Annotated in this window: 11 protein-coding genes and 1 riboswitch; of the genes, 10 read left to right on the plus strand and 1 reads right to left on the minus strand. The window is 53.7% G+C overall.

Going from position 1 to position 12,131, the window contains the following annotated elements; translation table 11 throughout:
• Positions 1-3: 3 nt before the first annotated feature.
• The 10 genes from EDM59_RS22200 to EDM59_RS22245 all read left to right on the plus strand — a co-directional run bounded on the left by EDM59_RS22200 (position 4) and on the right by EDM59_RS22245 (position 11,048).
• On the plus strand, positions 4-930 hold the full coding sequence (locus tag EDM59_RS22200) for a pseudouridine-5'-phosphate glycosidase (protein WP_122925618.1): 927 nt from the start codon (positions 4-6) through the stop codon (positions 928-930).
• Positions 931-1,116: 186 nt separating this feature from the next.
• Positions 1,117-3,534, plus strand: coding sequence for a heavy metal translocating P-type ATPase (locus EDM59_RS22205; RefSeq protein ID WP_122925619.1), 2,418 nt, complete (start codon positions 1,117-1,119; stop codon positions 3,532-3,534).
• Positions 3,535-3,613: 79 nt separating this feature from the next.
• On the plus strand, positions 3,614-3,814 hold the full coding sequence (locus tag EDM59_RS22210) for a copper ion binding protein (RefSeq protein WP_122925620.1): 201 nt from the start codon (positions 3,614-3,616) through the stop codon (positions 3,812-3,814).
• A gap of 320 nt (positions 3,815-4,134) precedes the next feature.
• On the plus strand, positions 4,135-4,956 hold the full coding sequence (locus EDM59_RS22215; protein WP_122925621.1) for a PHP domain-containing protein: 822 nt from the start codon (positions 4,135-4,137) through the stop codon (positions 4,954-4,956).
• Entirely contained in the window at positions 4,932-5,711 is a 780-nt protein-coding gene (locus tag EDM59_RS22220) for a sugar phosphate isomerase/epimerase family protein (protein WP_122925622.1), read from the plus strand. The genes EDM59_RS22215 and EDM59_RS22220 overlap by 25 nt, the downstream gene beginning before the upstream one ends.
• An 18-nt stretch (positions 5,712-5,729) precedes the next feature.
• A complete protein-coding gene (surE, locus tag EDM59_RS22225) occupies positions 5,730-6,530 on the plus strand; it encodes a 5'/3'-nucleotidase SurE (protein ID WP_122925623.1) in 801 nt (266 codons plus the stop codon).
• Positions 6,531-6,542: 12 nt separating this feature from the next.
• Positions 6,543-7,631, plus strand: a complete 1,089-nt coding sequence (locus tag EDM59_RS22230) for an ABC transporter substrate-binding protein (protein ID WP_122925624.1) — start codon at positions 6,543-6,545, stop codon at positions 7,629-7,631.
• Positions 7,621-9,369: an ABC transporter permease gene (locus EDM59_RS22235; RefSeq protein WP_246011187.1), complete on the plus strand. Its 1,749-nt coding sequence runs from the start codon at positions 7,621-7,623 to the stop codon at positions 9,367-9,369. Before EDM59_RS22230 ends, EDM59_RS22235 begins: the two co-directional genes overlap by 11 nt.
• Entirely contained in the window at positions 9,366-10,418 is a 1,053-nt protein-coding gene (locus tag EDM59_RS22240) for an ABC transporter ATP-binding protein (RefSeq protein ID WP_122925625.1), read from the plus strand. Before EDM59_RS22235 ends, EDM59_RS22240 begins: the two co-directional genes overlap by 4 nt.
• Positions 10,419-10,637: 219 nt before the next feature.
• Positions 10,638-11,048: a hypothetical protein gene (locus EDM59_RS22245; protein WP_122925626.1), complete on the plus strand. Its 411-nt coding sequence runs from the start codon at positions 10,638-10,640 to the stop codon at positions 11,046-11,048.
• A gap of 83 nt (positions 11,049-11,131) precedes the next feature.
• On the opposite strand, the gene EDM59_RS22250 is transcribed toward EDM59_RS22245, so the two are convergent.
• Positions 11,132-11,500, minus strand: coding sequence for a Na-translocating system protein MpsC family protein (locus EDM59_RS22250; RefSeq protein ID WP_092270581.1), 369 nt, complete (start codon positions 11,498-11,500; stop codon positions 11,132-11,134).
• 475 nt (positions 11,501-11,975) lie between these two features.
• A riboswitch (cyclic di-AMP (ydaO/yuaA leader) is annotated at positions 11,976-12,120 on the plus strand.
• Positions 12,121-12,131: the final 11 nt, after the last annotated feature.

Raw genomic sequence — 12,131 nt, forward strand, 5'->3', positions numbered from 1 at the left:
CCTATGAAACAATACCTGACCTTTACCGAGGAAGTACGTCACGCTCTGGAGAACAACCTGCCAGTCGTTGCGCTGGAAACCACCATTATCTCGCACGGTATGCCTTATCCGCAAAACATCGAAATGGCCAAAGAGGTTGAGCAAATTATCCGCGACAACGGAGCCGTACCAGCCACGATCGGGATCATGAACGGAAAAATCAAGATCGGTTTGTCGGATAGCGAGCTGGAAGAGTTTGCGACGAACAAATCGGTAGAAAAAGTGAGCCGTCGCGATTTCCCATACATCCTGGCGAGCGGAAAAATCGGAGCGACGACCGTAGCTGCAACGATGATCGCAGCTGAGCTCGCGGGCATCCACATGTTTGCGACCGGTGGAATTGGCGGGGTACACCGCGAAGGCGAGATTACGTGGGACGTTTCCGCTGACCTGACTGAGCTGGCGCAAACAAACGTGGCAGTCGTATGCGCGGGCGCAAAATCGATCCTGGACATCGGACGCACGCTCGAATACCTCGAAACGCACGGCGTACCTGTCGTTGGATACCGTACGGCAGAATTCCCTTCCTTCTTTGCCCGTGAAAGCGGCTTTGGCGTAGATTTCCGCCTGGATACCCCGGAAGAAGTGGGAACCTTGATGGATACAAAATGGAAGCTGGGTCTGGACGGCGGTATGATCATCGCCAACCCGGTGCCTGAAGCAGATGCTCTTGATCATCAGAAGATCGAAGCAGTGATTCTGCAGGCGCTGAAAGAAGCGAAAGACAACAACATCGCCGGCAAAAAGGTAACGCCATTCTTGCTCGACAAAGTGAAGCAGCTGACAGAAGGCAAAAGCTTGCAAACCAATATTGCCTTGGTGAAGCACAATGCAGAGGTAGCTGCAAAAATCGCAGTGGCCTACCAGCAAGCAGCGAACCAAGCAAACTAACGAAGCTACACAAGTGCGCAAGAGCTATCGCTCAGGAAAAGCCCCGGAAAAATGGGGCTTTTTTTTCATTTACCCACTTGATATACCCTAAGGGGGTATTGTATAGTAAAGGTGTGATAACGAAACAGCGTTGGGGGAACAATACCTAAAAATATACCCATAAGGGGTATCCAGAGGTGACGCACAATGAGTGCCAAAATAGCTGAAGCGACAGTGCCGATATCCGGAATGACGTGCGCGGCTTGTGCACTGCGGATAGAAAAAGGTCTCAAAAAGCTGGAGGGTGTCGAGACGGCAAATGTCAATCTGGCATTGGAAAAGTCCACCGTCGTCTACGATCCGGCTGTTACCGATCTGGATCATATCCGCGGGAAAATTGAATCGCTCGGGTATGGTGTGGCTGCAGATAAAGTAGAGCTGAACATTACCGGAATGACGTGCGCGGCTTGCGCGACCCGGATCGAAAAAGGGTTGAACAAACTGCCCGGCGTCCTGAAGGCGAATGTCAATCTGGCTCTGGAAACAGCGCAAGTGGAGTATGATGCTTCGCAGATCGGTACGGCTGATCTCATCCGCCAGGTCGAAAAGCTGGGGTATCAAGCGGCTCGCAAGGAGGAAGGGAAGGAACAGGAGCAAGCAGACCGCCGGCAAATGGAGATTCGGCGGCAAACGATCAAGTTCTGGGTCTCGCTGCTCTTTTCGCTCCCGCTCCTTTGGTCGATGGTCAGCCACTTTTCCTTTACCTCGTTTATCTGGCTGCCGGATGCCTTGATGAATCCGTGGGTGCAGCTAGCTTTGGCGACACCGGTCCAGTTTATCATCGGCGCACAGTTTTACGTCGGCGCGTACAAGGCACTGCGCAACAAGAGTGCCAACATGGATGTGCTGGTCGCACTCGGTACATCTGCCGCCTATTTCTACAGCTTGTATGTGGCGATCTCTTCGATCGGTACTCACGCACACATGCTCGAGCTGTACTTCGAGACTAGTGCGGTATTGATTACCCTGATCTTGCTGGGCAAACTGTTTGAGGCAAAGGCGAAGGGCCGCTCATCTGAGGCCATTCGCAAGCTGATGGGACTGCAAGCCAAGACCGCTGTCGTCGTACGTGACGGCGTGGAGATGACCGTTCCGCTGGAAGACGTGAGACAAGGCGACATCGTGCACGTGAAACCAGGGGAGAAGGTTCCTGTCGACGGTGTGGTTCTGGAAGGGCAGTCGGCTGTAGACGAATCGATGCTGACAGGTGAGAGTATTCCCGTCGATAAAGCGGCAGGGGATCCTGTCATCGGGGCGACCCTGAACAAAAACGGCTTTTTGAAAGTAAAAGCCACCAAGGTAGGCAGGGAAACGGCACTGGCGCAGATCATCAAGGTCGTAGAGGAAGCGCAAGGAACGAAAGCGCCAATCCAGCGTCTGGCAGACAGTATTTCTGGTGTATTTGTGCCGATTGTGGTAGGTATCGCAGTCCTGACCTTCGTCGCCTGGTATTTCTGGGTCGTCCCTGGCAATTTCGCCGAGGCATTGGAAAAGGCCATTGCCGTACTCGTCATCGCTTGCCCGTGTGCCCTCGGTTTGGCGACGCCGACATCGATCATGGCGGGCTCTGGGCGCGCGGCTGAGCTGGGTATTCTATTTAAAGGCGGCGAGCATCTGGAAACCGCACACCACCTGGATACGATCATTCTCGATAAAACGGGTACCGTCACAAAAGGCGAGCCCGAGCTGACAGATGTTTTGGCGATCGAAATGAATGAGGAACAGCTGCTGGCACTGGTGGGAGCCGCTGAGAAAAACTCCGAGCATCCACTGGCGCAGGCTATCGTGAAAGGGATTGGGGAGAAGGGAATCGCACTCACCCAAACCACCTCTTTTGAAGCCATCCCTGGGTACGGGATTCGTGCAGAGGTGGACGGACATGATGTCCTGGTGGGAACACGCCGTCTGCTGGAGCGGGAAAGTATCTCGTTTACGCCTGTAGCGGAAACGATGCTGGTGCTGGAGAAGGCGGGGAAAACGGCGATGCTGGCTGTCGTCGATGGGAAGCTGGCGGGATTGATCGCGGTGGCGGATACCATCAAGCCTACCTCCAAACAGGCGGTAGAACGCTTGAAAGCAATGGGCCTGACCGTGATCATGATGACGGGTGACAACCGGCAAACAGCCGAGGCGATCGCCCGTGAAGCAGGAATCGATCACGTCATCGCAGAAGTTTTGCCGGAGGGCAAGGCGGCTGAAGTGAAAAAGCTGCAGGCACAGGGCAAAAAAGTCGCGATGGTCGGTGACGGTATCAACGACGCACCTGCACTGGCTACTGCCGATATTGGAATGGCGATCGGGACGGGTACCGATGTGGCGATGGAAGCAGCAGACATCACGCTGATGCGCGGCGAGCTGACCAGTGTAGCCGATGCGATCGAGATGAGCAAGCGGACGATTCGCAACATCAAGCAAAACCTGTTTTGGGCCTTTGCCTACAATACACTGGGGATTCCGTTTGCCGCATTGGGCTTCCTGGCTCCGTGGCTGGCAGGCGCAGCGATGGCATTCAGCTCGGTGTCTGTCGTACTCAATGCCCTGCGTCTGCAAAAGGTGAAGCTGTAAATCGGTGACATCTTAAAAATCAGGCAACAAGCGGCTTTGTCCGCATAACTATATCGATAAATCCAAAGGAGAGATCATCATGCAAACCATTACCCTGAATGTAGAAGGAATGTCCTGCAACCACTGCGTCAACACCATCGAGAAAACATTGAAAGAGCTGGGTGCTACCGGCAAAGTGAATCTGGCAGCGAAAACCGTTGAAGTATCCTATGACGAGAGCGGCTTGTCGAAGGAAGCAATCAAGGAAGCCATCGAGGAGCAAGGCTACGACGTCGTGTAAGCACGATAGAAAGAGGGCACCCGCTGTCTATGCGATTTTGGGTGCCGCAAGCTAGGGAAAGGCCGATGCCGCTGTTTCTTTGGACCATCTGGTTCAGAGAAATAGCGCATCGGCCTTTTTGTTTTGAACAAATTTGTAAAGAATCTGTAAATGGTTTACTTCCGCTTCATAAAGAAGAGGGTTTCGACTGTAAATAGGCGTCAGGAGCGCCTTCTCATTTTATCAAAGCTTGTTTCTGCCTTTATACCTCGTTAAAAAAGCGAATTTACAATGAAATCAAACAACAGCGCAAAAACGGTAGGGATGGGAGGGCAACGGGCATGATGGATTTGCATATGCACACCACGGCTTCGGATGGAAGAATGTCGCCAACGGAATTGCTGGCCGAGGCAAAGTCACGCGACGTCAGTCATATCGCGATTACGGATCACGATACCATAGATGGCTATTTGAAAGCGCGGGAGGAAGCCCAGCAGCTGGGCATTCGGATCGTGCCGGGCATCGAATGGAATACCGATGGACCAGAGGATGAGCTGCACATTCTGGGCTATGGCTTCGACATCTCTGATTCACGTCTCCTGCACCTGATGGACAAAAGGCAGCAGGAGCGCATCGAGTGGGTGAGTGAGATCGTGGAGCGCTGCAATCGATTAGGTATGTCGATTACTACGCAGGAGTGCCTGGAGCGGGCAAAAGGCAGCGTGATTGTAAGGACGCATATCGCAGAAGCTTTGCTGGCTCGTGGCTATGGAAGCTCGGTTCAGGGACTGTTCGACAGCTATTTGCGCAAAGGGGCTGCGGCCTATGTCCCTCGTCCGTCCTTTTCCGCTCGGGATGCCATCGAGTACACCCACGAATGTGGAGGCATCGCCGTTTTAGCCCATCCCGGCATTTACTCGTTTGAGGTAAAGCTAGCGTCCTTGCTCGATTATGGGCTGGATGGGATCGAAGTGTATTACTCCCGTCACTCCGCTGCACAGATGGCTTTCTGGGAGCGAGAGGCGAAAAAGCATCATCTGATTCGCTCGGGGGGCAGTGATTTCCACGGACACGGCTCGCGTAATCCTTATCCCGTGGGAAGCGTCGCGATTCCGGCGGAGGTAAAGGAGTGGTGGGCATGTTGTATGTTTCCTCGACACTGATGTGGAAGTACCCGGTGGAGGCAGCCATCCTGATCGCCCGGCAGTACGGATTTACAGGAATGGAGATATGGGCGGAGCACGTCTGGTTTCATCAAAGCAATCCTCAGGAGATTCAGGATGCGGCGAAGCGTTCCGGGCTGAAGCTGACTTTGCACGCAGCGAGCTGGGACTTGAATATGTGCTCGCTCAACCAAGGGATTCGCAAACAATCGATCCTGGAAATCAAGCGCTCGCTGTCGCTTGCCCGTGAGATCGGGGCTAAAAGTGTCACCGTTCATCCGGGGCGTGTGACGTTGTCCGCCAAAAACCGTGGGTGGCATGAACCGATTCTCACGGAGAGTCTCAACGAGCTGGCACAGGAAGCCTGTCGGTTGGGAAGGGTGTTGTCCATCGAGCATATAGAGCCGCTGCCAAAGGAAATGATCGTGACTCCAGCGGACCTGAATCAGCTGCGCGCCTCGCTCGATTACCCGACATCGGCTACCTTTGATATCGCCCATGTTCCGCTCACCAGCTCGCTGACGCAATTTTATCAAGAGCTGGATGGCATCGACAAAATCCATGTCAGCGATGCAACGGCAACGAAGCTGCATGTTCCGTTGGGGACGGGAGAGATCGACCTTCCGGAGATTTGGCCGCTATTGTGGGAGAAGCATTGCCCTGTTGTAGTGGAAGGCTTTGACGATTCACGCGATCTTTCCTTACTCAAGCAAAACCTGCTTTTTTTGCAGCATCCCGATTGCGTCTCAATGTGATAGGAGGTTTCCCATATCTTGAATATTCTTGTGACCAATGACGATGGCATTTTTTCGGCTGGTGTTCTCAGTCTGGTGAAGGCGCTGCAGCCCTTTGGCAACGTCTTTGTCGTCTGCCCGGACCAGGAACGCAGTGCGATCAGCCACGCCATTACACTGAAGTCGCCTGTAAAGGCAAACAAAGTAAACTTTTTCGATACATCGATCGAAGCATGGGCGGTCAATGGAACGCCAGCGGATTGTGTAAAGATGGCGATCGAGGTCATTCTCAAGGAGAAGCCGGATGTCGTCGTCTCGGGAATCAACCGAGGCCCCAATCTGGGGAGGGACGTATTTTACTCCGGTACGATCTCGGCAGCGATTGAAGGCGCGATGTACCAGATTCCGTCGATTGCTGTTTCACTCGCCACATTAAAGCCAAACGCTTCTTTTTCCATCGTGGAGCCACTCGCCTACGAAGTGTTTGAAACGCTGTTTAGCCACAAGCTCAGCGCAGAGACGGTTCTCAATATCAACCTGCCCTATCTGTCAAAGGAGATGGTGAAGGGCGTAGCTGCAGTACCGCTGGCTATGGATGTGCTGCGCTACCAGTATGTCGGGATGAACGATCCGCAGGGCTATCTCTGCTACTGGCTGTCCGACAATCTGGGTGAGCTGTACTTCGAGGATGAGGAGTCCGACTATTTCAAGCTGCGGGATGGTTTCATCACGGTTACTCCGCTTCAGCTGAACATGACCAACATCGCCGTGAAGACCAAAATCAGCAAATGGTTTCAGGGAGTCAAGCAAAGTGCGTTATCCGCATCCACTCATGATTAGGAGGAATCAGGAATGAAACGCGTCACTCTTCGTAAATGGACCTTGTCTTTATTTGCAGCGATCTCGGTAGTGGGACTGGCTGCTTGCGGGAGCCAGTCTGCACCGGCCCCAACCGCTTCGACCCCTAGCACGACTCCGGCTGCAGCACCTGCTCCAGCACCGGCTGCGACTACGCCAAAAGTGGAAGGCACCCTGAGCTTCTATACCTCTCAGCCCGATACGGATGCAGCGGCATTGATGGAGGGCTTCACGAAAAAGTATCCGGATGTGAAGGTCGAGCTGTTCCGCTCGGGAACAGAGGAAGTGGTCAGTCGTTTGCAGGCAGAGGCGAAAGCTGGGCAAGTCAAGGCAGATGTGCTGCTGGTTGCCGACGCGCCGACCTTTGCCAGCTTGAAAAAACAAGATCTCTTGCTGTCTTATTCTTCACCTGAGGCAGCCGACATTCCAGCGGATTACAAGGATGCAGACGGGGCTTACACGGGGACGAAAGTGATGGCAACCGTTCTTGCGGTCAACAGCAATAAGGTCAAGACGATGCCAGACAGCTGGAAGGTATTGACCAGCCCGGAGGCTTCCGGCAAAGCAATCATGCCAAGCCCGCTCTACTCGGGAGCAGCGGCTTACAACGTAGGGGTACTGACACGCCAAGCTGATTTTGGCTGGGACTACATGCAAGGCTTGAAAACCAACGCCATGACGGTCATCAAAGGAAATGGCGCGGTACTCAAGAGCGTAGCGGGCGGAGAAAAGGATTACGGCATGATCGTCGATTATCTCGTTGCGCGTGCAAAAACGGAAGGGTCTCCTGTAGAAATGGTGTATCCGAGTGAAGGTGTACCTGTTATCACAGAGCCGATCGGAATTATGAAAGCCTCCCAGAACCAGGAAGCGGCAAAAGCGTTCGTCGATTTTGTTCTCTCAGAGGAAGGTCAAAAATTGGCGGCGAGTCTCGGCTATACGCCGATTCGCAAAGGAGTGGCGGCACCGGCAGGCTTGAAGTCCATCGAAGAGATCAAAGTGCTCTCCGCCAGCATCGATGAGCTGGAAGCGGCGAGAGAAGAAGACAAAAAGAAATTTGGAGAGATGATGGGTGGCAAGTAACCTGCAGACTGCGCTGACGAAGCGGGAGCAGCAGATGGACAAGGGGCGACGATGGGCCGCCTCCTGGTCCACGGAAAAGATGACGACGTGGCTCGTATTGGTGCCAGTCGCCTTCTTTTTTGTCTACCCGCTGTGGAAGCTGCTCGCTCTTTCTGTCGAGACGGAAACCGGATTCGGCTTGGCGTATTTCTCTGAGGTACTGAAAGATGGGCGGACATGGGATACAGTTGGTCATACCGTTGCGGCAGCAGGAGCATCGACGGTTATCGCGCTATTGATTGGCGTGGGGCTGGCTTGGCTTTGCGCCTATACGGATATTCGGTTCAAAGGAGCGGTTCATCTCCTGGCACTTTTGCCGCTGCTCATTCCTTCGTATGTAATGACGCTGGCTTGGACACAGATGGCCGGGCCGCAGGGGGTCTTGAACCGGGTGGCGAGCTGGCTTTCGGGAAGTCCGGTAGAGCTGTGGAGTGTCTACGGACTGGACGGAATCATTGTCGTGATGGGCTTGACCCACTATCCGCTGGTGTACATGCTGACGCTGTCTGTCCTGCATCGCATCCCCAAAGAGCTGGAGTGGGCCGCTCGCTCTTCGGGAGCAGGGGCATACCTGATGTTTCGCAAGGTCACTCTGCCGCTGGCGCTGCCAGGAATAGCGGGAGGTGGCTTGCTCGCGTTTATCTCCGGTCTGGATAACTTCGGAATACCGGCTTTTTTGGGAATACCAGAGAATGTTTCTGTACTGAGTACATTCATTTATGAGCAGGTGATTGGATTTGGCCCGAGTGCGTTTGCGCGTGCTTCGGTTTTGTCGATCCTGCTCGCCGTTCTCGCGCTTGCCGGAACGGGACTGCAATGGCTGATCGTCAGAAAAAGCAAAGTGGATCAGACCAGTGCAGCCGATAAATCGGTCCGCGTGCCTTTGGGAAACAGACGCCTGGGAGCCGAGCTGGCTGTCTGGGGATTCCTCCTGGTCACAAGTGTGCTGCCGCTATTGTCGATGGCGTCCACTGCTTTTCTCAAAGCGTACGGATTGCCCTTTGTCTGGGAGAACCTGACGTGGAAGCACTTCGAGTTCGTCCTGCAAAACCATGCGGGAACACGAGCAGCCATCAGCAACAGCCTCATGCTTGCAGGGATGGCGGGTCTTTTCTGCCTGATCGCGGGTACGTGGTTCGCTCATTGGCGTATCCAGCGTCCATTCTTTGCAGGAAAGGCTATGGAAGGCGCCATCGCGCTGCCCTATGCCCTGCCGGGAATGGTACTGGGTCTGGCAATGATTTTGACGTGGATCGAGCCGATCCCGGGGTGGCAGCCGGGCTTGTACGGGACCGTGTGGCTCATTTTCCTCTCGTACGTCATCCGATTTTTTATCCTGCAGGTAAAAAGCAGCACGGTATCGATCATGCAGGTGGGCAAAGAAGTGGAGGAAGCCGCCAGGATCAACGGGGCGGGTTATGGGACGAGATGGCGACGGGTGCTTCTGCCTCTCTATTCGCCAGGGATGCTGACTGGATTATTCCTCGTCTTTTTGACTGCCTTTACCGAATTGACGATTTCCTCGCTGCTGTGGACGTCTGGCTCCGAAACGATTGGCGTGGTTATTTTCAGCTTTGAGCAGGCAGGCTCGACTACCTACAGTACAGCATTGTCCACCCTGATTGTTGCAGCGATTCTGCTCGTCTTGACGGCAGGCAGCTGGTTGAAACAACTATGGCAACGGAGGATAGAAGAATGAACAGTGCGAAGGCGATTGGCGTTTCTAAGCAGTTTGGCAATGTCACAGCTCTTCATCATATCGATCTGTCTGTAGGACGAGGGGAGTTTGTGGCGCTGCTTGGACCAAGCGGGTGCGGAAAAACGACCTTGCTGCGGCTGCTAGCAGGATTCGAGACGCCGACAGAGGGAGAGATCTGGATCAACCAGGAGCGGGTCGCGGATAAAACGAGGACGATTCCGCCAGAGGAGCGGCGTATTGGCATGGTGTTTCAGTCCTTTGCCCTGTGGCCGCACATGACGATTTATGAGAATGTGGCATTCCCACTGCAGTATCAGCAGCACGTGCCAGCGGAGTATAGAGAAAACCCTCGTCGGCGAGTGTCAGACATGCTGGAAATGGTCGGATTGGGAGGAATGGAAAACCGCTATCCGAGTCAGCTGTCGGGTGGTCAAAAGCAGCGGGTAGCATTGGCGCGAGCCATCGTTTTCAACCCCAACCTGCTGCTCATGGACGAGCCGCTGAGCAGTCTGGACGCGGAGCTTCGCATGCAAATGCGCAAGGAAATCCAGCATATTCACCGTGAGCTCGGGACCGCTATCATCTACGTCACGCACGATCAGTCTGAAGCCTTGGGCATGGCGGATCGGATTGTAGTGATGCGAGGAGGACAAATCGAGCAGGCAGGGACTCCCCATGCCATTTACTACGAGCCGCAGTCTCCCTTCGTCGCCAAGTTCGTCGGTCGCTCCAACTTCCTCCAAGGAAATTGGGCGGACGCCAGGACATTCCTGCTGGCAAACGGCGAGCGAGCCATACCGATCCATGTCTCGCGCGACTGCTCCGCATTTCACGCGCATCAAGTGCTGCCGGTGCGTCCCGACCAGCTCAAGCTGCGTTTGTGGGAAGCGGGGTCAGGCGGTGTTCTGGGCACGGTTCGGCACGCTCAGTTTCAGGGGAGAGAATGGCTGTATTCCATCCGCGTAGGAGAGGAAGAGTGGGAGGTCGTTACGGATACCCGCGAGCCGTTTGGGTATGATCAGCAGGTGGAAGTAGAGGTATGCGTATAGGAGAATGCGGAAAGACCCGTTTTCCTGCGCATGATCAGGCGAAGCCGCAGCGGTTCATAGAGAACAGGAGCGATCCCGTGAGCAGCCCGTATCCGAGCATTCACAAGCGACAGTCGTGAGCGTATAATCAAAGTCACCATACCGATAACCAAGCCCTTTCACATTAGGACCCATCAGGATGTTGGGGGGGGCGGTCGTGTACGAGGAGGGGGCTTTGCTGTGAAGCGTTGTCTGGTGATAGGAAAAGGGGATGCATTTCATTCGTTTGTCCATACGCTCAGCAACGGGAAGGAACCAGCTTTTCTCGAGACAAAGACAGCTGCTTTTTCACTGACGCAGGCTGGCGGGGCGAACGACACGCAGCGTTACTTCCCTCTCTCCTTTGACGATTGCTACCGAAACCAGGAGGAATACCACTCCTATGATTCCGTTTATCTATTTGTGGATGAACTGGAGGAGGGCTGCGATTTTATTACGTTGTTTCGCCAGCTGAACACCCGCCGGATTTTTGTCATTACGCAGCGGCAGAGCTTTGTCAGCGTATACAAACGACTAGGCGCCAATCATGTGATCCTCAGCTTGCCCGAGCAAGATCGGGCCAAGTGGCTTGCGGTACAGATCGGCAGCTAGATAGCTAGAATGGAAGAAGGAAAAGGCTCCGCCTCTCATTAGACGGAGCCTTGTTTTATGTATTTCGTTTTTGCCAAATCGACTCAGACCAGTATTTTCTCGAGGTCCTTGTCCAACACGTACACCTCGATGCGCTCTCCCATTTTGGTGCTGATGTCGCTATGACTGGAAAGTACCTTGCACCCCGTATGCTTCTCCACAATCGCCTCGGATTCCTCGCTGTACATCTCCCGCAAGACCTCGCGCATTTCCTTCACGATACGCCGGCCCTTTTCGTGACTGGAGAGGTGCTTCTCTTCGACCGTGAGTACCCCTTTAAACCGCGCGATGACCATATCTCCCACAATATAGGTCTTGGCTTCCTGGGGGCCTCGTCCGATCAATTCCCGCTGAAACTTGATGAAGGCTTCGCTGATCTCGGCCTCCAGCTTCTTTTTGTTAGAGATGGCCAAGTGCCATTCCTCCCGTAGTTATCATTGTGCCTTATATTACTCAGGGGTCCGATAGCTGTCAACCGGAACCTATGGCAAGACTCCCACCTGCATAAATTACCTGATCTGTAAATTGTTTTCGCTGGGAGATAGAAAGTGTGCCAGCTTGTACCTCGAGTCTCTGGCGGATCAGGAGAAAATCAGGGAGCTCCATGCGTATCATTACAAACGCTGGAGAGGCATGGATTGGGAAATAGAATATCCGCAAATACGAATCGTTCCGCAAATCGAGGTGGAAATCTTAAACACCGGGATACGAAACTAGCGCTCCTGTGCGGAAAAGCAAGAGAAACTCTGAAATAACATGAGCGCATGAGGCTTGTTGACGTTAAAGCGCTTACATCAATAAAGAATCCGTAAATCGTTCGAAACAGGCAGAAACAGGACATTAACATTCAATTATGCCGGACGTATAATGAGACTCGTAACCAACAATTGCAAATTCTGGCCAAATCCCGAGGCATTCGGGAACGGAGGACCCAATCAGTAGGGGTTAATCCCACATTCTTTGTGGGAGGGATGAGAAACTCTTTCGCCATCCTACCCGTCAGCTAACTTCGTCGGCTAAAGCGAGGGAGGTCATAAAGACCGC

Source organism: Brevibacillus nitrificans (assembly GCF_003710965.1).
In the GTDB taxonomy this organism is placed as follows: domain Bacteria; phylum Bacillota; class Bacilli; order Brevibacillales; family Brevibacillaceae; genus Brevibacillus; species Brevibacillus centrosporus.